Origin of the sequence: Pseudomonas sp. KT_2_4 (assembly GCF_041410225.1) — a bacterium.
In the GTDB taxonomy this organism is placed as follows: domain Bacteria; phylum Pseudomonadota; class Gammaproteobacteria; order Pseudomonadales; family Pseudomonadaceae; genus Aquipseudomonas; species Aquipseudomonas paracarnis.
The window spans coordinates 3,480,982-3,505,042 of the sequence record NZ_CP166962.1; the positions used below are offsets into that span (position 1 = coordinate 3,480,982).

General features: G+C 61.2%; 23 protein-coding genes. 9 read left to right on the forward strand and 14 right to left on the reverse strand.

All coding sequences use genetic code 11. The features are described from left to right. Positions 1 to 117 precede the first annotated feature (117 nt). Positions 118 to 774 carry an HAD family phosphatase gene (locus tag AB9N64_RS16175; protein ID WP_020301836.1) on the forward strand — a complete coding sequence of 219 codons (657 nt, stop codon included), beginning with the start codon at positions 118 to 120 and terminating at the stop codon, positions 772 to 774. Positions 775 to 868: 94 nt separating this feature from the next. Here AB9N64_RS16175 and AB9N64_RS16180 read toward each other — a convergent pair whose 3' ends face one another. Together AB9N64_RS16180 and ilvA are read right to left on the reverse strand one after the other, a co-directional pair. Beyond that, positions 869 to 1,282 carry a DUF2269 family protein gene (locus AB9N64_RS16180; RefSeq protein ID WP_014720366.1) on the reverse strand — a complete coding sequence of 138 codons (414 nt, stop codon included), beginning with the start codon at positions 1,280 to 1,282 and terminating at the stop codon, positions 869 to 871. A 40-nt stretch (positions 1,283 to 1,322) separates the two neighbouring features. Then, entirely contained in the window at positions 1,323 to 2,837 is a 1,515-nt protein-coding gene (gene ilvA, locus AB9N64_RS16185) for a threonine ammonia-lyase, biosynthetic (RefSeq protein ID WP_014720367.1), read from the reverse strand. 138 nt (positions 2,838 to 2,975) lie between these two features. Here ilvA and rpiA point away from each other — a divergent pair, with 138 nt between their 5' ends. Together rpiA and AB9N64_RS16195 are read left to right on the forward strand one after the other, a co-directional pair. Continuing rightward, positions 2,976 to 3,647, forward strand: coding sequence for a ribose-5-phosphate isomerase RpiA (gene rpiA, locus AB9N64_RS16190; protein WP_003195201.1), 672 nt, complete (start codon positions 2,976 to 2,978; stop codon positions 3,645 to 3,647). Between the two features lie 333 nt (positions 3,648 to 3,980). After that, positions 3,981 to 5,927: an autotransporter domain-containing protein gene (locus AB9N64_RS16195; RefSeq protein WP_371359524.1), complete on the forward strand. Its 1,947-nt coding sequence runs from the start codon at positions 3,981 to 3,983 to the stop codon at positions 5,925 to 5,927. Here AB9N64_RS16195 and AB9N64_RS16200 read toward each other — a convergent pair whose 3' ends face one another. The 4 genes from AB9N64_RS16200 to AB9N64_RS16215 all read right to left on the reverse strand — a co-directional run bounded on the left by AB9N64_RS16200 (position 5,928) and on the right by AB9N64_RS16215 (position 10,211). Continuing rightward, on the reverse strand, positions 5,928 to 6,836 hold the full coding sequence (locus AB9N64_RS16200) for an SdiA-regulated domain-containing protein (protein WP_333959093.1): 909 nt from the start codon (positions 6,834 to 6,836) through the stop codon (positions 5,928 to 5,930). It abuts the gene before it with no gap. A 121-nt stretch (positions 6,837 to 6,957) separates the two neighbouring features. Beyond that, a complete protein-coding gene (locus tag AB9N64_RS16205) occupies positions 6,958 to 7,881 on the reverse strand; it encodes an SdiA-regulated domain-containing protein (RefSeq protein ID WP_014720370.1) in 924 nt (307 codons plus the stop codon). A 247-nt stretch (positions 7,882 to 8,128) separates the two neighbouring features. Next, positions 8,129 to 8,794, reverse strand: a complete 666-nt coding sequence (locus AB9N64_RS16210) for a fumarylacetoacetate hydrolase family protein (protein ID WP_014720371.1) — start codon at positions 8,792 to 8,794, stop codon at positions 8,129 to 8,131. Positions 8,795 to 8,816: 22 nt separating this feature from the next. Next, a complete protein-coding gene (locus tag AB9N64_RS16215; RefSeq protein WP_005792341.1) occupies positions 8,817 to 10,211 on the reverse strand; it encodes an FAD-binding oxidoreductase in 1,395 nt (464 codons plus the stop codon). Between the two features lie 205 nt (positions 10,212 to 10,416). Between AB9N64_RS16215 and serA the strand changes: the two genes are divergently transcribed. Beyond that, complete coding sequence (serA, locus tag AB9N64_RS16220; RefSeq protein WP_003195214.1) at positions 10,417 to 11,646, forward strand: phosphoglycerate dehydrogenase; 1,230 nt, start codon at positions 10,417 to 10,419, stop codon at positions 11,644 to 11,646. Positions 11,647 to 11,713: 67 nt separating this feature from the next. Here the strand turns inward: serA and AB9N64_RS16225 are convergent, their stop codons facing one another. Continuing rightward, positions 11,714 to 12,154, reverse strand: coding sequence for a DUF4399 domain-containing protein (locus AB9N64_RS16225; protein ID WP_034128985.1), 441 nt, complete (start codon positions 12,152 to 12,154; stop codon positions 11,714 to 11,716). A 134-nt stretch (positions 12,155 to 12,288) separates the two neighbouring features. Here AB9N64_RS16225 and AB9N64_RS16230 point away from each other — a divergent pair, with 134 nt between their 5' ends. Further along, positions 12,289 to 12,762: a transporter substrate-binding domain-containing protein gene (locus AB9N64_RS16230; RefSeq protein WP_371359525.1), complete on the forward strand. Its 474-nt coding sequence runs from the start codon at positions 12,289 to 12,291 to the stop codon at positions 12,760 to 12,762. 108 nt (positions 12,763 to 12,870) lie between these two features. On the opposite strand, the gene AB9N64_RS16235 is transcribed toward AB9N64_RS16230, so the two are convergent. Both AB9N64_RS16235 and AB9N64_RS16240 read right to left on the reverse strand, forming a co-directional pair. Beyond that, a complete protein-coding gene (locus AB9N64_RS16235; RefSeq protein WP_032902258.1) occupies positions 12,871 to 13,353 on the reverse strand; it encodes a DUF523 domain-containing protein in 483 nt (160 codons plus the stop codon). A gap of 2 nt (positions 13,354 to 13,355) precedes the next feature. Beyond that, a complete protein-coding gene (locus tag AB9N64_RS16240) occupies positions 13,356 to 13,988 on the reverse strand; it encodes a 2OG-Fe(II) oxygenase (RefSeq protein ID WP_003195222.1) in 633 nt (210 codons plus the stop codon). 131 nt (positions 13,989 to 14,119) lie between these two features. On the opposite strand from AB9N64_RS16240, the gene AB9N64_RS16245 reads away from it, so the two are divergent. Continuing rightward, on the forward strand, positions 14,120 to 14,872 hold the full coding sequence (locus AB9N64_RS16245) for a DUF2059 domain-containing protein (RefSeq protein WP_003195224.1): 753 nt from the start codon (positions 14,120 to 14,122) through the stop codon (positions 14,870 to 14,872). An 82-nt stretch (positions 14,873 to 14,954) separates the two neighbouring features. Here the strand turns inward: AB9N64_RS16245 and AB9N64_RS16250 are convergent, their stop codons facing one another. After that, a complete protein-coding gene (locus tag AB9N64_RS16250) occupies positions 14,955 to 15,896 on the reverse strand; it encodes an alpha/beta hydrolase (RefSeq protein ID WP_014720378.1) in 942 nt (313 codons plus the stop codon). Positions 15,897 to 15,994: 98 nt separating this feature from the next. Here AB9N64_RS16250 and AB9N64_RS16255 point away from each other — a divergent pair, with 98 nt between their 5' ends. Together AB9N64_RS16255 and AB9N64_RS16260 are read left to right on the forward strand one after the other, a co-directional pair. Next, positions 15,995 to 16,570 carry a DUF6436 domain-containing protein gene (locus AB9N64_RS16255; RefSeq protein ID WP_020301831.1) on the forward strand — a complete coding sequence of 192 codons (576 nt, stop codon included), beginning with the start codon at positions 15,995 to 15,997 and terminating at the stop codon, positions 16,568 to 16,570. Positions 16,571 to 16,596: 26 nt separating this feature from the next. After that, positions 16,597 to 18,951: a penicillin acylase family protein gene (locus AB9N64_RS16260; RefSeq protein ID WP_102665877.1), complete on the forward strand. Its 2,355-nt coding sequence runs from the start codon at positions 16,597 to 16,599 to the stop codon at positions 18,949 to 18,951. A 119-nt stretch (positions 18,952 to 19,070) separates the two neighbouring features. On the opposite strand, the gene AB9N64_RS16265 is transcribed toward AB9N64_RS16260, so the two are convergent. Then, positions 19,071 to 20,036, reverse strand: a complete 966-nt coding sequence (locus AB9N64_RS16265; protein ID WP_014720381.1) for a GlxA family transcriptional regulator — start codon at positions 20,034 to 20,036, stop codon at positions 19,071 to 19,073. Positions 20,037 to 20,284: 248 nt separating this feature from the next. Here AB9N64_RS16265 and AB9N64_RS16270 point away from each other — a divergent pair, with 248 nt between their 5' ends. Next, complete coding sequence (locus tag AB9N64_RS16270) at positions 20,285 to 20,926, forward strand: HD domain-containing protein (RefSeq protein ID WP_060766858.1); 642 nt, start codon at positions 20,285 to 20,287, stop codon at positions 20,924 to 20,926. Positions 20,927 to 21,064: 138 nt separating this feature from the next. On the opposite strand, the gene AB9N64_RS16275 is transcribed toward AB9N64_RS16270, so the two are convergent. The 3 genes from AB9N64_RS16275 to AB9N64_RS16285 are packed head-to-tail and all read right to left on the reverse strand — an operon-like array spanning position 21,065 to position 24,005. Further along, on the reverse strand, positions 21,065 to 21,949 hold the full coding sequence (locus AB9N64_RS16275) for an ABC transporter permease subunit (RefSeq protein WP_003195236.1): 885 nt from the start codon (positions 21,947 to 21,949) through the stop codon (positions 21,065 to 21,067). Beyond that, positions 21,946 to 22,866 (reverse strand): ABC transporter permease subunit, encoded by a 921-nt coding sequence (locus AB9N64_RS16280; RefSeq protein WP_003195238.1) that lies wholly within the window; start codon positions 22,864 to 22,866, stop codon positions 21,946 to 21,948. The genes AB9N64_RS16275 and AB9N64_RS16280 overlap by 4 nt, the downstream gene beginning before the upstream one ends. After that, positions 22,863 to 24,005 carry an ABC transporter ATP-binding protein gene (locus AB9N64_RS16285; RefSeq protein ID WP_003195240.1) on the reverse strand — a complete coding sequence of 381 codons (1,143 nt, stop codon included), beginning with the start codon at positions 24,003 to 24,005 and terminating at the stop codon, positions 22,863 to 22,865. The genes AB9N64_RS16280 and AB9N64_RS16285 overlap by 4 nt, the downstream gene beginning before the upstream one ends. Positions 24,006 to 24,061: the final 56 nt, after the last annotated feature.

Consider the following 24,061-nt stretch of genomic DNA (forward strand, 5'->3'; position numbering starts at 1 on the left):
CCGCATTGTTCCACAAAGGTTGTTCCAGCGGCAACGAGGCTTCTTACCTTATGTGCACTCTTGTGAAAAGACCGTATTCTGGACGCCTTTTTACAGACTTTTCAGCGAGTAACTGCAATGCGCCTGGCTTTATTCGACTTGGACAATACCCTTCTGGGCGGTGACAGCGATCACGCCTGGGGCGATTACCTGTGTGAACGCGGAATTCTCGACGCGGTAGCCTACAAGGCCCGCAACGACGAGTTCTACCAGGACTACCTGGCCGGCCGGCTGGATAACGCCGCCTACTTGAACTTCTGCCTGGAAATCCTCGGCCGCACCGAGATGGCCCAGCTGGACGCGTGGCACAACGACTACATGCGCGACTGCATCGAGCCCATCATGCTCCCGAAGGCCGTTGAACTGCTGGCCAGGCACCGCGCCGCCGGTGACAAGCTGGTGATCATCACCGCCACCAACCGCTTCGTCACCGCGCCGATTGCCGAACGCCTGGGCGTCGAGACCCTGATCGCCACCGAGTGCGAAATGGTGGATGGCCGCTATACCGGGCGCAGCACTGATGTGCCGTGCTTTCGTGAAGGCAAGGTGACGCGTTTGAACCGCTGGTTGGAAGAAACCGGGCATAGCCTGGAAGACAGCTACTTCTACAGCGATTCGATGAATGATTTGCCGTTGCTGGAGCAGGTGACGCACCCGGTGGCAGTGGATCCGGATCAGAATTTGCGCGCCGAGGCTGAAAAGCGTGGTTGGCCGGTGATTACACTGCGCAGCTGATGACGCTATCGCAGGCAAGCCAGCTCCCACATTTGGAATGCATTCCCCTGTGGGAGCTGGCTTGCCTGCGATGAACGCGACGCGGTCTAACGCTTTAAACCGGCTTGGCGCCCATCAGCCCTGCAATCGCCACAAACCCCACCAGGCTGACCACCGCCAGCACCAGGGTGAAATTCAGGCTCCCGCCCTCGCCCTTGCGCAGCCGATTGAGCCGCGCCACCAGCCAGAACCAGGCCAGCGCCGCCACGGTGTAGAGGATGCTGGAGCCCAAGATCCAGGTTTGCCCCAATGGCCAGCCGAGCAGGTGCACCAGCCACCAGCCGGTGAAGGGCATGCTCACCAGGCAAATCCCCATCAGCAGCCATACAAATGCCCAGGGGCGCTGCACGGTCGCGGCCGGGCCGGCGCTGCGTTTACGCCACGCCAATACCGCCAGGCCCAGGCCGCTGAGCAGCAGCAATACGGTGGCGGTGATGTGGATCACCTTGAGGGTGGTCAGCGTTTCCATGGTCTCTATTCCTTATAGGCCGCTCAGTCAGCGTAGTCGCTCAACCGAGGAACAGCTGGTAAGCCGGGTTTTCGCTTTCATCCCAGTACGGGTAACCGATTTGCGCCAACGCGGCAGGCACCAAGTGGCGCTCGTCCGCCGGTACTTGCAAGCCCGCCACCACTCGGCCGTCAGCCGCGCCGTGGTTGCGGTAGTGGAACATCGAGATGTTCCAGCGCCCGCCGAGCTTGTGGAGAAAGTTGAACAACGCCCCCGGCCGCTCCGGGAATTCGAAGCGAAACACCAACTCGTCGCTGACTTTGGCCGCATGCCCGCCGACCATATGGCGAATGTGCAACTTGGCCAGTTCGTTCTCGGTAAGGTCCAGCACCGGGAAACCCTGGCTGGTCAAACTGGCCACCAACGCGCTGCGCGGGTCGTTCTCCGGGTGGGTCTGCACGCCGACGAAAATGTGCGCTTCGCTGCCGGAGTGGTAGCGGTAATTGAATTCGGTGATCTGGCGTTTGCCCACCGCTTCGCAGAAGGCCTTGAAGCTGCCCGGCCGCTCGGGGATGGTCACCGCGATAATGGCTTCACGGCCTTCACCCAGTTCGGCGCGCTCGGCCACATGGCGCAAACGGTCGAAGTTGACGTTGGCGCCCGAGTCAATGGCGACAAAGGTCTGGCCGCTGACACCGCGGGTCTCGACGTACTTTTTGATCCCGGCCACGCCCAGTGCACCCGCCGGCTCGGTGATGGAGCGGGTGTCATCGTAGATGTCCTTGATCGCCGCACAGATTTCATCGGTGCTGACGGTGATCACTTCATCCACGTAGTCTTTGCAAATGTCGAAGGTGTGCTGGCCGATCTGCGCCACCGCCACGCCGTCGGCGAAGATGCCCACGGTCGGCAATACCACGCGCTCGCCCGCCGCCATGGCGGCTTGCAGGCAGTTGGAGTCGTCCGGTTCCACGCCGATGATCTTGATCTCCGGGCGCAGGTATTTCACATACGCCGCAATCCCGGCGATCAGACCGCCGCCGCCCACCGGTACGAAAATCGCGTCCAGCGGCCCTGGGTGCTGGCGCAGGATTTCCATCGCCACGGTGCCCTGCCCGGCAATGGTGTGCGGATCATCGTAGGGGTGGATGTACACGTAGCCTTTTTCGTCGACCAGCTTGAGCGAGTAGGCCAGGGCTTCCGGAAAGGAATCACCGTGCAGCACCACTTTGCCGCCCCGGGAGCGCACGCCTTCGACCTTGATCTCCGGGGTGGTCTTGGGCATCACGATGGTGGCTTTCACCCCCAGCACCTTGGCCGCCAGGGCCAGGCCCTGGGCATGGTTGCCGGCCGACGCGGTGACGACGCCGCGTGCACGTTCTTCGGCACTGAGCTGGGTCAGCTTGTTGTAGGCGCCGCGAATCTTGAACGAGAACACCGGCTGCAAGTCTTCGCGCTTGAGCCAAATCTTGTTACCCAGCCGCTCGGAGAGCTGGCGGGCAGTCTGCAAGGGGGTTTCCACGGCGATGTCGTAAACACGCGAGGTGAGGATTTTTTTGACGTAGTGTTCAAGCATCGGCAGGCATCTACTTCACGGGTTGGGCAGGGCCAAGGAGTCTAACCCAGCGTTTGGCCGGGCGACCACACGAATCCCGAGGTTTTGTTGGGTTATACTCGCCGCCCTCGTTAATTCCCCGCCCGTTCCGGAGCCCGCATGACCCAGGATCAACTCAAACAGGCAGTGGCCCAGGCCGCTGTCGATTTAATCCTTCCTAAACTCGACGACAAGAGCATCGTCGGTGTCGGCACCGGTTCCACCGCCAACTGCTTTATCGACGCACTGGCCCAGCACAAGGGCGCGTTCGACGGCGCCGTGGCCAGTTCCGAAGCCACCGCCGCCCGCCTCAAGGGCCATGGCATTCCGGTGTACGAGCTCAACACCGTGAGCGACCTGGAGTTCTACGTCGACGGCGCCGATGAAAGCGACGAGCACCTGAACCTGATCAAAGGCGGCGGCGCGGCCCTGACCCGCGAGAAGATTGTCGCGGCCGTGGCCAAGACCTTCATTTGCATCGCCGACGCGAGCAAGCTGGTGCCGGTGCTGGGCACGTTCCCACTGCCGGTGGAAGTCATCCCCATGGCCCGCAGCCACGTGGCCCGCGAGCTGGTGAAACTGGGCGGCGACCCGGTGTACCGCGAAGGTGTGTTGACCGACAACGGCAACATCATCCTCGACGTGTTCAATATGCAGATCACCAACCCGGTGGAGCTTGAGACGCAGATCAACGCCATTGTGGGCGTGGTCACCAACGGCCTGTTCGCGGCGCGCCCGGCGGATGTATTGCTGCTGGGTACCCCGGAAGGCGTGAAAACCCTCAAGGCCTGACCCTGTGGGAGCCGGGCTTGCCCGCGATGCAGACGACTCGGCGTATCAATGGATACCGAGGCGATGCCATCGCAGGCAAGCCAGCTCCCACATGTGTTAGCGCTCGACTCTAGAGCGATGTAACAAAAACGCTACTTTTCGCAGCACTCCTCGCCAAAACCGTGCGCTCTGTCACGGCACCCCCTGCCCCGCCTGGTATCCAATCCGTTACAAATTACAGCCACGCGACCCACGCGTTTAACAATGCGCCAATTCGCAGCCGCCCATGGAATGAGGCGCGCATTGTGCAAAGGGTCTGGGCTTGCACATTCCCATCACCTCAAGGAAGACCTTGTGATAAAGCCTCTAGCCTTCGCCATCAGCGTTGCCGGTGCCCTGCTGTCCACGCCTACCCAGGCCTACGATTACGGCCAGCACGCCAACACCACCCTGGAAAAACTGATCAACGACTACCCTGGCCGATATCGCGGCACGGCAAATTTTGCCGGGGCAGCCGACTGGATGCAGAGCCAGATGGGCACGGCCTATAGCATCAGCCGTCAGGACTTCACCTGGAACAACGGCAGCCGGGCTTCGCAAAACGTGGTGGCCTCTGCCGCTGGTACCAAGGCCCAGTACGTGGTGATTGGCGCGCATTTCGACACTTACTTCGGCCGCCCGACCCTGCAAGGCCTGGATGACAACGGTTCCGGCGCCAGCGTGCTGACCGAGGTGGCGAAGAACCTCAGCGGCCTGTCACTGGAAAATGGCCTGCAGGTAGTGGGCTTCGGCGCCGAAGAAGAAGGCCTGCGCGGCTCCCGTGCCTTTGTCGACTCACTCAACACCAGCCAGCGCGCCAACATGCTCGCGATGATCAACCTCGACAGCCTGATCACCGGCGACATGATGTACGCCCACGCCGGCCAGAACAGCACCGCCAACCCGGCCTTGGCCTCCTTGCGCGAGCACACCTTCCAGATCGCCAGGGAATTGAACATCCCCTTATTCAGCAACCCCGGCCTGGACCCGCAGTACCCGAAGGGCACCGGCTGCTGCAGCGATGGTGAAGCGTTTGAACCGCTGAATATCCCGATCCTTTATATAGAGGCCACCAACTGGGAACTGGGCGACCTGGACGGCTACACCCAGACCGACAACCCGAAAATCCCCGGCGGCTCGACCTGGCACGACCCGAACGAAGACAACAAAGCCGTGCTGACCGATGCATTCGGCCAGGCGCGCATCGACCAGCGCCTGCGCGACTATTCACGCCTGCTCAGCCGCCTGGTGCTGGAACTGACCAACGCCGACCTGATGGCCTCGACCGCTTCTGGCGGTGCCGTTGCGCGCAATATGCAAGACAACCTGCAGCGCCAGCATCAGGCCCTGGTGCGCCTGCATGATCGCCGTTGGCTGACCCTGCAAGCGGGCAGCCGCGGGGTCGGCAGCTTCGATGGCGAGATCGGCGTGGATGGCGAATACAACCCGGACAGCGGCTTCGACACGGCCCCCAACCCCGAAGCCCGGCGCGTGGGCCTGCATGCCCTCGGCGACTACCAACTGACTTCAAGCCTGAATATCGGCGCCAGCCTCAGCTACCTCAATGGGCGCGACAAACTGGAGCATCGCGGCAAGCTCGACAGCGACACCTGGCAGGCAGCCGTCTATGCACTGCTCAACGATGGCGGGCCACGCTGGCTGGCCGGTGACCTGAGCGTGGGCCACACGCGCTTCGACTCCAAGCGCAACCTGGTCATCCAGGCCAATGGCGGGCCGATCCTGCTCAACCAGCAACTGACGGGCGATACCGATGCCCTGGCGTTGGGCGCACGGGTGCTGGGTGGCTATGACTTTGACTTTGGCGCGATCAAGAGCGGGCCGTTCGCCGGCCTGGACTACAGCCATTACCGCATCGACAAGTTCCACGAAAAGCAGAACCTGCGCACGGCCCTAGAGTACGAAGAGCAGTCTTTCGACTCCCTGGAAGCCAGCCTCGGCTGGCGCGTGCGCGGCGCTGTTGCCCTGCCCTATGGCCTGAACCTGAAGCCCTACGGCGACATCGCCTGGGTCAAGGAATTGGCCGACGGCCGCCTGGACGACCTGCAACTCACCGCACGCGCCGATGGCCAGGCCCGCACCGCCAGGCTGGGCTCAGTGGATAAGAGCTTCGCTCGCGCACAACTGGGCAGCCAACTGGCGATCACCCCACAGTTGGGCGTGTTTGCCGAGGTCAATGGCCGCCTCGGGCATGCTGAAGGCAGCCAGACCGGTTATTCGCTGGGTGTGCAATGGATGTTCTGATCAGGGTTTCTTGAACACGTAAAACAGGTTGGGCTCGCTGACCATGTACAGCGTGCCGTCGTCATCCATGGCGATCCCTTCGGCCTGGGGCACGCGCTTGCTCAGGCCATGGCGCCCTTTAAGCAACGACAGACTGCTTAGAGGGCGACCATCAATATCCAGCTCCAAGACCAGGAACGACTCATCCGACAGCGCCAACAGATGGCCACTGCGCTCGTCGTATTGCAGGCTCGACAGGTCGCGCACAAACAGGCCGGCATCGCGCTTGGGGTTGTTGATCACATGTACCGAATAGGTTTTTTCCGGCTTGAAATGGGGAAACCCGTGCACCTCGTAGATCAGCATGGGGTCGCGTTCCTTGGCCACGAACAAGCGCTTGCCCACCGAGTCGTAGGCCAACCCTTCAAAGCCCTTGTTGCCGCCGACGTGCACGCCCAGGGTCATTTGCTCCGCATCGGCGGCGTCGAGGAACTTGGTGTCATCGTCCACATGCACTTTGATCAAGCGCTGCTGGCGCTCATCGCTGATGACGTAGATGTTGTCGCTGATAAATTCCACCGCTTCGGCATCGCCAAAGCCCACCAGCGGAATGCGCCGCAGGATCTTGCCCGCCAGCGACAACTCGACCAGTTCGGCGTTTTTATTGGTGACAGTAAACAGGCTTTTGCGCACGGGGTCGTAGGTCAGGGCCGAGACATCGTCGTCGAGCCCTTCGATCACCTGGCCTTCGAGGGTGACGCGATAATCCGCCAGGCCAATGGCGCGCTCATCCGCAGGCTGGTACCACACCTGCCAGTTGAACCAGGCGCGTTCGAACAGACGGAACTGCTGTGCCACCAGCCCGGCAGCGACTAGGGCGAGCAACAGCAGGATAAAAACAGCAGGTTTAGGGCGGGCAAGTCGACGCATCGGGGCGGGCTCAGAGAAAAAACTGGCGAATAGATATCAAGGTCACCTGAATTTAAACTTAAACGCACCGGACTGCCTGGCGAATGCCGTTTATAAAGAAAACTCTGACGTAATTCGTCAGTTATTTCTGCTTTTCAAAGCGATAGAACAGGTTTGGCTCACTGACCATGTACAGGTTGCCGCTCTCGTCCATGGTCACGCCTTCGGCACGGGGGATCGTATCTTTCAGGCCATTGAAGCCGCCAAGCAAGGTCATGAAGCTGACTTGCTCGCCCGTTTCATCCAGTTCCAGCAGCAGGTGGGAATCGGCGGACAGCACCAGCAAATGCCCGGTACGTGGGTCGATGGACAGGGCCGACAGGTTGCGCACATCCAGTTCGGTGCTGGCCAGTTTTTGCTTGTCGCCGGTCAGCGTATTGCCATCGCTTTTCCAGGTGAACAGGGCCGGGGGACGTTCTTCGCCCAGCACCAACTGCTGGTTGCGCTTGTCCCAGGTGACGGCTTCAAAGGCTTTGTTCTGATCTTTGGACGGGCCCAGGTCATAACTGGGGAAATCGGCCTTGTTCAGCGCCGTAGTGCCGGCGTCGACCTTGACCACGGTCAGGCTGTGATCGCGTTCATCGACCACCGCCATCAAGCCGTTTTCCATCACTGCCACGCCTTCCGGATTGTTCCAACCGTTGAGCGGCATTTTGCGCAACACATCGCCTTGCAGGCTCAGTTCGACCAGGAAGGGATTCTTGCCCATCACTGAAAACAGGGTTTTGGTCTGCGGGTTATAGGACAGGTCTGATGCCTCGTCCTTCTCCATACCGGGCAGCAACTTGGCGTCGATCACCGCGTGATAGTCCGGCAGCCACACACTTTCCCGGCGTTCGGCCGAACTCTCGAAACGCTCCAGCACCCACAGCAGGCCGCGATCATCCCAGTGCATGGCCCAGGCGATGCCATACAAAATGGCACCAGCCAAAAATACCCAGGAATACCAGCGCATGGACAAGCGAGAGCGAAGCGAGGTTTTCGAAGTGGGCAGAGGCACGACCATTGAGCGCTTTTCCGGAAAGTCAGCTGTAGGGGATAGCACAGGATTCAAGGACCCGCGCGCAAGAGCAGGGAATTATCCGGATAGTGTGTGAAAAAAATGCAAAACGCTGGATCCTGCAGATGTACACAAACAACTGTGGGAGCGGGCTTGCCCGCGATTAAGGGCGTTCAGTCAACTATTCAGTGACTGTCACACCGCCATCGCGGGCAAGCCCGCTCCCACAGTTTGATCGCAGTTTGGCAGTGATTTAGCGCACAACGCTTTCGAAGCGATTGACACCCGCCAGCTCCAACACCACTTCATCCCCCACATTCAACGGGCCAACGCCCGCCGGGGTGCCGGTCAGGATCACGTCGCCCGCTTGGAGGGAGAAGCAACCCGCCATGTACTGAATCATCGGCACAATCGGGTTAAGCATCTGCGCGCTGTTGCCGTCCTGGCGCAATTCGCCGTTGATGCTCAGGCGAATGCCGATATCGGTCACGTCCGCAAAGGTACTGCTGACCACGAAGGGGGCAATCACCGCCGCGCCATCGAAAGACTTGGCGATTTCCCACGGCAAGCCCTTGGCTTTGAGCTCGGCCTGTTTGTCGCGCAGGGTCAGGTCCAGGGCCGGAGCGAAGCCGGAGATGGCGTCCAGCACTTCTTCCCGGCTCGGCTTGGCGGACAAAGGCTTGCCGATCAATACGGCGATTTCCGCTTCGTAGTGCACCGAACCACGCTCGGTCGGAATGGCAAAGCCACCTTCCAACGGCACCACGCAGCTGCCCGGCTTGATGAACAGCAGCGGCTCGGTGGGTACCGGGTTGTCCAGTTCCTTGGCGTGTTCGGCGTAGTTACGCCCGATGCACACCACTTTACCCACCGGGAAGTGGATGTTGGTGCCGTCGACATACTTGTGCTGGTAGCTCATGGAACGACTCCTTCAGGTGCGGTTAAACAGCGAAGATCTTGCCGGGGTTCATGATCCCGTTAGGGTCGAACACGGCTTTGACGGCCTTCATGTATTCGATTTCAACCGGTGAACGGCTGTAGGTCAGGTAATCGCGCTTGGTCATGCCCACGCCGTGTTCGGCGGAGATCGAGCCGTTGTACTTGGCGACGGTCTCGAATACCCACTTGTTAACGGTGGCGCACTTGGCGAAAAACTCATCCTTGCTCAGGTTTTCCGGCTTGAGGATGTTCAGGTGCAGGTTGCCGTCACCGATATGGCCGAACCAGACGATTTCGAAGTCCGGGTAGTGTTCACCGACGATCGCGTCAATTTCGCTCAGGAACGCTGGCACTTTCGACACGGTCACCGAGATGTCGTTCTTGTACGGCGTCCAGTGGGAAATGGTTTCGGAGATGTACTCGCGCAGTTTCCACAGGTTGTGCAGCTGGGTTTCGCTCTGGCTCATCACGCCATCCAGCACCCAGCCCTGCTCCACGCAATGTTCGAACGTTTCCAGGGCGTGGTTGGCGACTTCTTCGGTGGTGGCTTCGAATTCCAGCAGGGCGTAGAACGGGCACTCGGTTTCGAACGGCGCCGGCACGTCGCCACGACCAAGGACTTTGGCCAGGGCTTTGTCCGAGAAGAATTCGAAGGCGGTCAGGTCCAGTTTGCTCTGGAAGGCGTGCAGCACCGGCATGATCGAGTCGAAATCAGTCGTGCCGAGCACCATTGCCGTGAGGTTCTTTGGCGCACGGTCCAGGCGCATGGTGGCTTCGACCACAAAGCCCAGGGTGCCCTCGGCGCCGATAAACAGCTGGCGCATGTCGTAGCCGGTGGCGTTTTTGATCAGGTCGCGGTTCAGTTCCAGCACATCGCCTTTGCCGGTGACGACCTTCATGCCGGCCACCCAGTTGCGGGTCATACCGTAGCGAATTACTTTGATCCCGCCGGCATTGGTGCCGATATTGCCGCCAATCTGGCTGGAACCGGACGAGGCGAAGTCCACCGGATAATACAGGCCGTTTTCTTCAGCGACGTTCTGCAGTTGCTTGGTCACCACACCCGGCTGGCACACGGCGGTGCGGTCGGTGAGGTTCACGTCGAGGATCTGGTTCATATAGTCGAACGACACCACCACTTCGCCATTGGCGGCAACGGCAGCAGCCGACAGACCGGTGCGCCCGCCCGAGGGCACCAGCGCCACCTTGTGCTCATTGGCCCACCGCACGATGGCCTGTACCTGCTCGGTGGTCTTGGGGAACACGATGGCGCTAGGTGCGGGAGCGAAGTGCTTGGTCCAATCCTTGCCGTAAGCCTCCAGGGAGTCGGCGTCGGTCAGCACTTTGCCGGGCTCAACCAGGGTCTTTAGCTCATCAATCAGGGCAGGATGGGTCATCGACAGAACTCTCGAACAATTCATGGTCATCCTGAGAACGCTTCACGTCGCAGGAATAGGTGTTTAGCGGGGTGCGTATGCTAGCATACCGCCCCCGCAGGACAGACCCAAAGGGCGTTTCTGCGGTGACGGCTTTCCTGCCGTCCGGGTCAGCTTGCGCTGCTCGACTCCCTGCCAATTTTCTCCGGGATACAGGTTTACGCAGATGAGCAAGACTTCTCTCGATAAGAGCAAGATCAAGTTCCTTCTTCTGGAAGGCGTCCACCCATCGGCTGTCGACGTTCTGAAAGCCGCCGGGTACACCAGCATTGAGTACATCACCAGTTCTCTGCCGGAAGCCCAGCTCAAGGAAAAGATCGCCGACGCGCACTTTATCGGCATTCGCTCCCGCACTCAGCTGACCGAAGAGATCTTCGACCACGCCAAGAAACTCGTGGCTGTCGGCTGTTTCTGCATCGGCACCAACCAGGTCGACCTCAATGCAGCGCGCGAGCGCGGCATCGCGGTGTTCAACGCACCGTACTCCAACACCCGTTCCGTGGCGGAGCTGGTGCTGGCCGAGGCCATCCTGCTGCTGCGCGGTATCCCTGAGAAGAACGCTTCCTGCCACCGTGGCGGCTGGATCAAGAGCGCGGCCAACTCCTTCGAAATCCGCGGCAAGAAGCTGGGCATCGTCGGCTACGGCTCGATCGGCACGCAACTGTCGGTGTTGGCTGAAGGCCTGGGCATGCAGGTGTTCTTCTACGACACCCTGACCAAGCTGCCATTGGGCAACGCCACCCAAGTGGCCAGCCTGACCGAGCTGCTGGGCATGTCCGACATCGTCACCCTGCACGTTCCGGAAACGGCCGAGACTCAGTGGATGATCGGTGAGAAGGAAATCCGCGCGATCAAGAAAGGCGGGATCCTGATCAACGCCGCTCGCGGCACCGTGGTCGAGCTGGATGCCCTGGCCGACGCGATCAAGGACAAGCACCTGATCGGCGCTGCCATCGACGTGTTCCCGGTGGAGCCGCGCTCCAACGATGACATCTTCGAAAGCCCGCTGCGTGGCCTGGACAACGTGATCCTGACCCCGCACATCGGCGGCTCCACCGCTGAAGCCCAAGCCAACATCGGCCTGGAAGTCTCGGAAAAACTGGTCAAGTACAGCGACAACGGTACCTCGGTATCGTCGGTCAACTTCCCGGAAGTGGCCCTGCCGGCTCACCCGGGCAAGCACCGTCTGCTGCACATCCACCAGAACATCCCTGGCGTGATGATGGAGATCAACAAGGTCTTCGCCGAAAACGGCATCAACATCTCCGGTCAGTTCCTGCAGACCAACGAGAAGGTCGGCTACGTGGTGATCGACGTCGACGCCGAGTACTCGGACCTGGCGCAAGAGAAGCTGCAGCACATCAACGGCACTATTCGTAGCCGCGTGTTGTTCTAAGGCTTCAAGCGCTGGATAAAAAATGGGAGACCCGCAGGGGTCTCCCATTTTTTTGCCCGAATAACGCTTATTTGACGTTAACGGTGATCACTTTCGAGGCGACTGTGGGTTCGAACTGGCGATGCACGTTGTCGCCGGCCACCAGTTGCAGGGTGTGCTTGCCTGGCGTCAGGGTCAGCTCGGTTTCGGTCTGCGCCTTGCCGAAGTGAATCGAGGTAGGCGTGGCCGGGATCGCCTCATTGGCGTTGAGCGACTCCACCTTCTGGTCTACCAACAGATGGTGGTGCCCGGCGTTAGGCACTTGTTTGTCGATCGGTTCCAGGTCCAGCTTCTTGACGCCGAATTTGACGGTGAAGGTTTTATCAACGGTGGCGCCATCTTTCGGCGAGACGATGAACACTTCGGCACCTTCAGGCGCAGGTGTACGAGGAAGGTCTGCGGCACTGGCCAACATCGAGGTACCCAGCAAAAGGCTGGCAATCGTTGCACGGGACAAAAGGGCTTTCATTCGCTTCTCCAGTTTTTCGGTGAAATCTGTAGGGTTATGACAACTTCGCGATAAATTGCGGTCCAAGGCACCCGACACCATAACAAAACGTTGCTGAACGGCGCCTCGCCTGTACGAATTCTTTAGGAGTGACCATGCGCTTTTCGCCTGGCCTGTTGCTGTTGCTTCCTCTTCTGAACCCCTTGGCTCATGCCGAACTGATTGACGACGTCAACGATCGCGGTGAACTGCGCATCGCCCTGGAAGCCAACACCCCGCCGTACAATTTCAAAGAGGGCGACAAACTCGCCGGCTTTGAAGTGGAGCTGGGTGAACTGCTGGCCAAGGAGATGGAGGTGCGCTCCTCGTTTATTACCACCGATAACGCGGACCTGCTGTCCGGTGTGGAAACCGGCAAGTACGACGTGGCCATTAACCATATGGCTATGACTGCCGAGCTTGAGGATCGTTTCGATTTCAGTGAGCCTTACCACCAGAAGCCGGCATTGGCGATCCCGTTCCAGAAGGGCAACCCGGCGTTCAAGACCAGTTTGAACGGGGCGTTGAAGCGGGTTAAGGACGATGGCCGGTTGAAGGCGCTGGCGCAGAAATGGCTCAAGGTGCAATAAATGTGGGAGCTGGCTTGCCTGCGATAGCGGTCTGTCAGTTACACATAAGGTGCTGATACACCGCTATCGCAGGCAAGCCAGCTCCCACACTTGATCTGTTTAAACTTCTTAAAGCTGCGTGAGGGCAATCGCCGCCTGTGGCAACTCCAACTCACTGAACACCTGCACACCATGGCGCTTGAGCAGCGCCGCCGTGACGCCTTCGCCACTGACCTTCACCCCGCTGAAGGTGCCGTCATAGGTCAACAGATTGCCGCAGGATGGGCTGTTGGCCTTGAGAATGGCGATGCGGATGTGATGGCGTTGCACCAGCGCCAAGGCTTGGCGGGCACCGTCGAGAAAGGCGCTGGTGAAGTCTTCGCCCTCGGCCGTCAGCACCTGGGCGCGGCCTTCCCACACGTCGATCCCCTGCCCGCCTGGGATTTCGGCCGGCGGGCGCGGTGTGGGCAAGCCCCCCGCCACTTCCGGGCAGATGGCAACCACGCGGCCTTCAGCTTGCCACGCTGCCAGTGGGTCGAATGGGCCGCTGGCCCCGCCGTCATAGCGCACCTTGTGCCCGAGCAGGCAGCGGCTGACCAGAATCTTTTCCATGTTTAAAACGGCTCGTTGCCCCGCCGGCGAAACCAGCCCGTCAAGGACAGGCGTTCGCGCGTAGCGGGCAGGACTTCGTGAGGCACCTCGCCCGACAGGAATACCACCAGGCAACCCCCGGTGGGCACCACGTCGTATTCGACACCGCCCTTGAGGTACATGCGCAGTTGGCCGCCATGCTCGGGCAGCCAGGCGTCATTCAAGTAGATCACCGCCGAGACCATGCGCCGGTCATCGTCGCGAAAACGGTCTACATGCTTGAGGTAAAACGCGCCCGGCGGGTACATCGCGAAGTGGCTTTCGAAATCTTCCAGGCCCAGGAACAGGCTGCGATTCATCGCCAGGCGCAGGCCGTCCATCACGCCCATGTAGGTGTCGCAGATAGGCGCGTCCCCCTCCTCCAACCACTGGATATGGTCACCGCGAATGCCTTCGCGAATCTCCTGGGCCGGCCCACGCCCTACCGCTGCGGGCGCCAGCTCACCCTGCGCCGCACGTTTACGGCACTCAGCCGCCAGCTCCAGGGTCAGAGCCTGGGGCAGGAAGCCATTTTGCTGCGACCAGCCTTTTTCGGCCAAGTCGTCGACGATGCGTTGCAGCAGCGGGTGATCGAGGGGTATTTGCATGGCGCGCATAGTATCCATACGCCTGAAAATCCGACAGCGCCGTTGAGCGTCTGAATGCACTTTAGTCAGGTGACCGATAGGACTTCTCGACAAATCCTACGCCCGACACGGACAATAGTGGCCGACTGACAGGAGTCCTTATGCGTCGTTTGTTTTTTTCTGTGTTGATGTTCTGCGTTTTGCCCGCCTGGGCAGACGGCCATGACCAGTTGTACAAGGTCGCCGGCTGGGCCGAACAACGTGCGCACTTCAATGACGCCCTCAGTGCCGCCCAGCAGCGCTACCGCAATAGCCTGCCGCCGGTGGTGTACCAGGCGCTGGTGGACAACAGCAATAAACGCTTTGCCGCCCAGGCCATGGACCAGCGTGCCGAGGCGCAACTGCGCAAGCACTTGCCCGACCCGAAACCTGCCCTGGCGTTTTTCCAGTCGCCCCTGGGCCGCAAAATCGTCGCCGCTGAGTTGCTGGCCACGCGCCGCGATCAACTGGCGAAAAACGCACAGGGCCTGCCCAAACTCGAAGCCGATGCCACCCGCAGCCTGATCATCGGCCACCTGGCCCAGGCCCTGCCCGCCCGCGAGGCCGGTGCCGAGGTCAGCCTGGCGATTGCAGGCGTGGCGGCCGACAGCTTGAGCCAGATGATCCCCGGCCTGCTCGGCGGTGGCCAGGCGCAAGGAATGTTGAATGGCCAGCGCGAGCGGTTGATGCAGCAGATCGACAAGGATTTGAACAATACCTTGCTGTATGTCTATCGGGATTTGTCCGACCCTGAGCTGGAAGAGTTCGCCACCTTTGCCGAGTCGCCGGAGGGCAAGGCGTATTACCAGGCTGCCCTGGCGGCCATTCGCGCAGGGCTGGCTGTCGGCCAAAGCACCTCAAGCCTGACGCAGTAAACCCTGTGGGAGCTGGCCTGCGATTGCGATCTGTCAGTGACACCGCTATCGCAGGCAAGCCAGCTCCCACATTTGAACCGCGTTATTTCAGGTGATCCGTGAGGAAGTTAAAATATGCTTCGCGAATCTGCGGAATTTCATTGGCCAAGTGATGCCGACCCCGCTTGAGCATCAACACCTCAGGCCGGTCGAACTTACCTCGCAACACCTGCAAATTGTGCTGCCAGTCCACCGTCATATCTTCCTCACCCTGCACGATCACCGGGCGCCGGGGGCTGCGTGGTGCGGCTTCGATGCGTTTGATCCAGCGCGCCAGCGACCCCACCCAGGCGGTAGGCAGCTGGCGAGGCTGTAGCGGGTCGGCTTCCAGGAACGGCTTGAACGCAGGGTCGTTGGAGTTATCGCTGAAACGCCGGGCGATGCCTTTGACGAACGGGCGCAGCAGGTAATAGCTGACCTGGGACCAACCCCAGGCACGCGGCCGCACCAAAGGCGACAGCAGGAAAGTCTTGCCCTGGGCCGGACTCTGGGCGCCGTGGTGGAGCAGATGGTCCACCACGATGGCGCCGCCGGTGCTTTGCCCGAACAGGTGCCAGGGTTGCGGCAATTGCAGCGCCTTGGCCTCGACGAACAAGGCCTGCACCACGCTCTGGTACACCGCAAAGTCATCGATGCTGGCGCGCACGCCGCTGGACAAGCCATGGCCCGGCAGGTCGCAGGCGATCACCACGAAGCCCTGGTCCAACGCCCAATCCACCACATGGCGATACAGCCCCATGTGATCGTAGAAACCGTGGAACAGGAACATGGTCGCGACCGGCGCTGGCGGCCACCAGACCTGGGCCACCACCTCGAACCCATCCACCTGCAAGCGCCCCAGGCGGCTCACCGCCGGCACCTGGCGTGCGGCCAGGTCGAGCCCGTAGAAACGCTGGTAAACCCTCGCCTCGGCTGACAGCGGCTGCGCATCCACCAGGGGGCGCAAGCTTTCGCGCAGATGATCAGGGTCAAAGGTGACGGGCATAAAGGCTTCCAGACTTGCGGTGAAGATGAATATCGAGCTGCGATATTCATCTGTCAGGACAAGCATGGCAAGCTACGCGACCTGTGAGGATACATCCAATGCGACCGCCCTACCGTAACGCCCTGTTCGCCAGCCTGATCCTGGTTATCTGCGCCGGGGTGCTGTGGGCGGCCTATGACTGGTTCCAAGGCCGCTACCTGCGTGCCTTCAGCGAACACACCGCGGTATTTTCCGGCGATGCGCTGCAACTGCCCGCCGCCCTCAGTGGCCCGGGCCCGATTCGCCTGGTGCACTTCTGGGACCCGGCCTGCCCGTGCAATGTCGGTAACCAGCAGCACCTGGGCGAGTTGATCGAGCAGTACGCGCCCCAAGGGGTGGAGTTCTATGCCCTGCAAAAACCCGGCAGCCACGGCCAGTTGCCCGAGAACCTGCGCCACATGAAAGTCCTCGATGCCCTCCCCGGCGCGGACCAGATCCCCGCCAGCCCGGCCGTGGGCATTTGGGATCGCACCGGCAAGCTGGCGTATTTCGGCCCCTACAGCGAAGGCCTGACGTGCAACGCCAGCAACAGTTTTATCGAGCCGATCCTCAAGGCGCTTGGAACCGGACGCGAAGTGAATGCCACTCACACCCTCGCGGTAGGCTGCTATTGTTCGTGGCCTAAGGATCTGTAGCCCGTCCACTTTGGTAAGGAATGTTCATGAAGCGCGTCCTGCAGGTTTTTGCGGTGCTGATTGTGCTGGTCGCCCTGGGCGCCGGTTGGTACGTCTACAGCAAACAACCCACGCGCCAGGGCACGGTGACGCTGGCGCACCTGCAAGGTTCGGTCACGGTGCGCTACGACGACCGTGGCGTACCGCACATCCGCGCCGAGAATGAGGCCGATCTGTACCGCGCCTTGGGCTATGTGCATGCCCAGGACCGGTTGTTCCAGATGGAGATCATGCGGCGCCTGGCCCGTGGCGAACTGGCCGAGGTACTGGGGCCCAAGCTGCTGGAGACCGACAAACTGTTTCGCAGCCTGCGCATTCGCGAGCGTGCCTTGAGCTATGTGGAGCACATGGACCCTGACTCGGCCTCGTCCAAGGCCCTGCAAGCCTACCTGGACGGGATCAACCAGTATCAGGACAGCCACGCCAGCCCCATGGAGTTCGATGTGCTGGGCATCGCCAAGCGCCCGTTTACCGCCGAAGACAGCATCAGCGTCGCCGGGTACATGGCCTACAGCTTTGCCGCAGCCTTTCGCACCGAGCCGGTACTGACCTATGTGCGCGACCGACTGGGCAGCGCCTACTTGAACGTCTTCGATCTCGACTGGCAACCCAAGGGCGCTCTCAACCTGGCCGCCAGCGATTGGCAGACCCTTGGCGCCATCGCCGCCCTGAGCGAACAGGCCCTGGCCGACAACGGCCTGCCGCAGTTCGAAGGCAGCAATGCCTGGGCCGTCAGCGGCAGCCATACCCAAAGCGGCAAACCGTTGCTGGCGGGTGACCCTCATATCCGTTTCTCGGTGCCTTCGGTCTGGTACGAGGCGCAGCTGTCGGCGCCAGGCTTCGAGTTGTACGGCTACCACAACGCGCTGGTACCGGTGGCGTTTCTGGGGCACAACCTGGACTTCGGCTGGAGCCTGACCATGTTCCAGAACGACGACCTCGACCTGGTCGCCGAGAAGGTCAACCCGGACAACCCCAACCAGGTCTGGTATCACGGCCAATGGCTGGACATGAGCAGCAGCGAGCAGCAGATCCAGGTCAAGGGCCAGGCGCCGGTGACCCTCACCCTGCGCCGCTCGCCCCACGGCCCGATCATCAACGACGTGCTCGGTGAGAACGCCGGCAGCACACCGATTGCCATGTGGTGGGCGTTCCTCGACAGTGAAAACCCGATCCTGGATGGTTTCTACCAGCTCAACCGTGCCGACACCCTGGCCAAGGCACGTGCCGCAGCCGCCAAGGTCTCGGCACCGGGCCTGAACATCGTGTGGGCCAATGCCAAGGGCGATATCGGTTGGTGGGCAGCGGCGCAGTTGCCGATCCGCCCGGCCGGCGTTAACCCTGCGTTCATCCTCGACGGCAGTACTACCCAGGCCGACAAGCTGGGTTTCTACCCCTTCAGTGCCAACCCCCAGGAAGAAAATCCGTCGCGCGGCTATGTGGTGTCCGCCAATGCCCAGCCGGCATCGCCCACCGGCATGCCGATTCCCGGCTATTACAACCTGGCTGACCGCGGCCAGCAGTTGAACGCGCAGTTGAGCGACACAAGCGTGAAGTGGGATGTGACCAACAGCCAGGCCCTGCAACTGGGCACCACCACCGCCTACGGCCCACGCCTGCTGGCGCCGCTGTTGCCGGTGCTGCGCGAGGTGGTCAAGGACCCGGCGCAACTCAAACTGGTGGAACAGCTTGCCAACTGGAAGGGTGACTACCCGCTGGACTCCACCAGTGCCACGCTGTTCAACCAGTTGCTGTTCAACCTTAGCGACGCGACCTTTCACCCCAAACTCGGCGATGCCTTGTTCAAGACCCTGCTCGGCACCCGCGTGATCGACGCCGCCTTGCCACGCCTGGCCGCATCGGCAGACTCACCCTGGTGGAACGGCAATCGGGCCGACACCGTCAAGCTCGCCTGGGACAACAGCCTGACCCACCTCAAGGCGACGTTCGGCGATGACCCGGCGCAGTGGCAGTGGGGCAAGGCGCACACCCTGACCCACGGTCACCCGCTGGGCCTGCAAAAACCGCTGGATAAAATCTTCAACGTCGGCCCGTTCCCGGCACCGGGCAGCCATGAGGTTCCGAACAACCAGACCTCTCCGATTGGCCCAGCACCGTGGCCGGTAACCTACGGCCCGTCGACACGACGCCTGATCGACTTCGCCGACCCGGCCCACGCCCTCACCATCAACCCGGTGGGGCAAAGCGGTGTGCCTTTTGATACGCACTATGGCGACCAGGCGCAGAGCTATATCGAGGGCAGGTATGAGCAGGCGCATTTCAGTGAGGAGGAAGTGACGGCCAATACCCGCGGCACCTTGAAACTGCTGCCCGCCCGATGATCGTTCCCACGCTCCGCGTGGGAATGCAGCCATGGACGCTCCGCGTCCGCCCTTAGAATCGGGACGCAGAGCGTCCCAAGAGGCGTTACCAGGCAGAGCGTGGGAACGATCACGCACGCTCAAACCGGCGCTGCAAAGTTAAGCCTGAACTGTTGCGGCGTGACGCCCAGCCGGCGGTTGAACACACTGCGCATGTGCTGGGCGTCGCGAAAGCCGCATTGATAGGCCACGGTCTTAAGCGGTGCGTGGCTGCTTTCAAGCATCACCCGCGCTGCATCCACGCGCGCCCTCTCGACAAATTCCGCTGGCGTAATCCGCGCTTCACGGGCAAACACCCGGGAGAAATTGCGCGCACTCATATTGGCCGCCTTGGCCAGGTCGGCAATGGTCAAGTCTCCCGTCAGGTTGGCCAGCACGTACAGCTGCACCAGCGCCACCGCCGAGGTGGTTTCGGCATGGGGCGTGAGGAACGGGCTGAACTGCGATTGCCCGCCCGAGCGCTGGGTGAACACCACCAGGCGCTTGGCCACGCTCAGGGCCACTTCCGGGCCGTGATCCTGGGCCAGCAAGTACAACGACAGGTCGATACCTGCCGTGACCCCGGCGGAGGTGTAGAGCTTGCCGTCCTGCACATAGAGACGGTCGGCTTCGACCTGGGCCGAGGGGCACAGGCGCGCCAGGCTGGCGGCATCGTTCCAATGGGTCGTGACGGTCTTGCCGTCCAGCAAGCCTGCACGGGCCAGCATGAAGGCGCCATTGCAGATCGAACCAAAACGCTGCGCCTTCGCGGCGGCCGCGCGCAGCCAAGCGTCAAACTCGAAGCCGAAATCCTCGAAGGGTAACTGCGGGCCACCGGCGACCAGCAACAGGTCATAGGGTTGCCGGGCTTCGCTGTAGTGCTTGTGCGCCTGCAGTGACAAACCGTTGGAGGCCGCCATGGCGCCGTGGCCAAAGCCGAGTACTTCCAGCCGATAGTGATCCTCGGGCGCCAGGAAGCGGTTGGCCTCGCAGAACACATCCATCGGCCCGGTCACGTCCAGCGACTGGACACCGGGGAAGATCAGGATGGCGACGGTTTTGCCCATGGTCACAAACACCTTTTTCCAACTGGATAAACGCGACCCCCTTGTGGGAGCTGGCTTGCCTGCGATGCAGACGACTCGGTACCTCAGGTACACCGAGGTGATGCTATCGCAGGCAAGCCAGCTCCCACAGGGGATCGCCTACATGCTTGGCACGATGTGGCGGCACATTGGCCGGGATCGCCTCCCTGTGGCGATAGCCGCTTCAGGGTCATGGGACCAGACTGGAATCTTTCCAGAGGAGATCCACCATGAGCACCACCATAGCCGGTATCCAGATCCCTGACAGCACCTTGGCCAGGGCCACCACCGAATACATCCGCGACGTCGAATCGGACCTGCTCTACCACCATTCGCGCCGCGTCTTCCTGTTCGGCGCCTTGAGCGGTGAGCGCAAGCAATTGGCCTACGACCCGGAGTTGCTCTACGTCGGCGCGATGTTCCATGACCTGGGGCTGGTGGAAGGCCACCGCAGTGACGACGAGCGTTTTGAAGTGGACGGCGCCAACGCCGCCGCCGCATTTCTCAAGCCCTATGGGTTGAGCGATGACGATATCGAACAAGTGTGGTTGTCCATCGCACTGCACACCACGCCGGGCGTGCCGAAACACTTGCGTCCCACCGTAGCGCTGGTGACCGCTGGTGTGGAGATGGATGTGCTGGGCATGGACTACGCCGCGTTCAGCAGCGCGCAGCGCGAAGCGGTGGTGCACGCGCATCCACGGGGTGAAGGGTTCAAGGAGTGCATCATCTGCGCGTTCGCCGACGGCTTGCGCCATCGCCCGCAGACCACGTTTGGCAATGTTAAGACCGACGTGCTGGTGGACCAGGAGCCGGGGTTCACGCCGATGAATTTTGTGCAGGTGATCCGCACGTCGCCGTGGGCTGACTGAAACCCGATGTTATAAGCCCCGCAAAACTACTGTGGGAGCTGGCTTGCCTGCGATGACGGTGAGTCAGCACCTTATAAGTGACTGATACACCGCCATCGCAGGCAAGCCAGCTCCCACATTTTCACCCTGCTCCGGCAGTCAGACCGGCGCTGGCGCCCGGCGCTTGTCCGGCTGCTGCCAGCCATCCGCTGCGGCTTCTTCAATCGCTTGCTGAATAGCCTTCTTGCGATGCTCTTCGGCCCGACGGCTGAAGAACCACACCAGGAAGGTCACCAGCGACACCGCCAACAGAATCAGGCTCGCCACGGCGTTGATCTCGGGTTTAACCCCCAGACGCACCGCCGAGAACACTTCCATCGGCAAGGTGGTGGAACCAGGGCCCGACACGAAGCTGGCCAGTACCAGGTCGTCCAGCGATAGCGCGAACGACATCATGCCGCCCGCTGCCAGCGATGGCGCGATCATCGGGATGGTGATCAGGAAGAACACCTTCCACGGCCGTGCGCCCAAGTCCATCGCCGCCTCTTCGATCGACAGGTCCAGCTCACGCAAGCGCGCCGACACCACCACCGCCACATACGCCGCACAGAAGGTGGTGTGGGCGATCCAGATGGTGACGATGCCACGTTCCTGGGGCCAGCCGATCATCTGCGCCATGGCCACGAATAGCAGCAACAGCGACAGACCGGTGATCACTTCGGGCATCACCAACGGTGCCGTCACCAGGCCACCGAACAGCGTGCGGCCCTTGAACTGGCTGATGCGCGTCAGCACGAAGGCCGCCAAGGTACCCAACGCCACCGCCGCCACCGCCGTGTAGCAGGCGATTTCCAGGGAGCGGGCCACCGAGCCCATCAACTGGGTGTTGTCCAACAGGCCCACGTACCACTTGATCGACCAACCGCCCCACACTGTCACCAGCTTGGATTCGTTGAACGAGTAGATCACCAGGATCAACATTGGCAGGTAGATAAACAACAAGCCTGCGACCAGCATGAAGCTGGAGAAACGAAAGCGCTTCATATCTTGCCCTCCAGCTCTTTGGCTTGGCTGCGGTTGAACAGGATGATCGGCACGATCAGGATCGCCAGCATCACCACCGCCAGGGCAGACGCCACCGGCCAGTCACGGTTGTTGAAGAACTCTTGCCACAACACCTTACCGATCATCAGGGTTTCCGGGCCGCCGAGCAGTTCAGGAATCACGAACTCGCCCACCACCGGGATAAACACCAGCATGCAACCGGCGATGATGCCGTTCTTGGACAGCGGCACGGTGATTTTCCAGAAGCTGTTGAAGGTGCTCGAACCGAGGTCCGAAGCGGCTTCCAGCAGGCTCTGGTCGTGCTTCACCAGGTTGGCGTACAGGGGCAGGATCATGAACGGCAGGTACGAATAGACCACGCCGATGTACACCGCGATGTTGGTGTTGAGGATCTGCAGCGGCTCGTTGATCAAGCCCATGGACATCAGGAAGCCATTGAGCAGGCCGTTGTTGCTGAGGATGCCCATCCACGCATACACCCGGATCAGGATCGCGGTCCAGGTGGGCATCATGATCAGCAGCACCAGCACGGTCTGCATCTCTTTGCGCGCGGTGGCAATGGCGTAGGCCATCGGGTAGCCGATCAGCAGGCACAGCAGCGTGCTGAAAAACGCCATCTTCAGCGAGCCCAGGTAGGCGGCGATGTACAACTCGTCGCCCGCCAGCAAGCTGTAGTTGGCCAGGTTCAGCACCACCTCCAGCTTTTGCTCAACGTAGGTATAGATCTCGGTATAGGGCGGGATCGCCACATCGGCTTCGGCAAAGCTGATTTTCAGCACGATGAAAAACGGCAGTGCGAAAAACAGGAACAGCCAGAGGAAAGGAATTCCGATGACCACCTGCTTGCCATTGGGCACGATGCGATCCAAGCGCCGCTTGAATTTCTTCATGTTCATGAGCGAAGTACCACGCCGCTGTCGTCTTCCCACCACACGTACACCTGGTCACCCCAGGTTGGGCGCTGGCCACGGCGTTCGGCGTTGGCGACGAAAGACTGCACCAGCTTGCCGCTCGGCAGCTCCACGTAGAACACCGAGTGGCCGCCCAGGTAGGCGATGTCGTGCACCTTGCCGCTGGACCAGTTGTGCTCGCAGGTTGGCATTTCAGTGGTCACCAGCAGCTTTTCCGGGCGAATCGCGTAGGTCACCGACTTGTCTTCCACCGAGGTGGCGATGCCGTAGCCCACGTAGATGTCGCGGTCCAGGTCCGGGCACTTGAGCACCGCGTGGCCTTCAGCGTCGTCCACCACTTGGGTGTCGAAAATGTTGACGTTGCCAATGAACTCGCACACCAGGCGGCTGGTGGGCGTTTCGTAGATATCGATGGGGCTGCCGATCTGGGCGATCCAGCCCAGGTGCATGATCGCGATGCGTTCGGCCATGGTCATGGCTTCTTCCTGGTCGTGGGTCACCATCACGCAGGTCACGCCGACGCGCTCGATGATTTCCACCAACTCCAGTTGCATCTGCGAGCGCAGCTTCTTGTCCAGGGCGCCCATCGGCTCATCGAGCAGCAGCAGTTTCGGGCGCTTGGCCAGGGAGCGGGCCAAGGCCACACGCTGGCGCTGGCCGCCGGACAATTGGTGCGGCTTGCGCTTGGCGTACTGGCTCATCTGCACCAGCTTGAGCATCTCGGCCACGCGTGCGTCGACTTCAGCCTTGGGGATCTTGTCCTGTTGCAGGCCGAAGGCGATGTTCTGCGCCACGGTCATGTGCGGGAACAAGGCGTAGGACTGGAACATCATGTTGATCGGCCGCTCGTAGGGCGGCATGTCGGTGATGTCCACACCGTCGAGGTAGATGCGACCTTCGGTTGGGCGCTCGAAACCTGCAAGCATGCGCAGCAAGGTGGATTTGCCCGAACCCGAACCGCCGAGCAAGGCGAAGATCTCGCCTTTCTTGATTTCCAGGGACACATCGTCCACGGCAATCGTCTCGTCGAACTTCTTCGTGACCCGGTCGATTTTGACCAACACCTTTTTCGGTGTCTGGTCGCCCTCGAGGGCTTTCTTATAGGCGCCGGAGGCAACTGCCATTTACGAAACTCCCAAAAAAAACTGTGCAGCCGGCCCAATGCGGGCCAGCCTTGGAT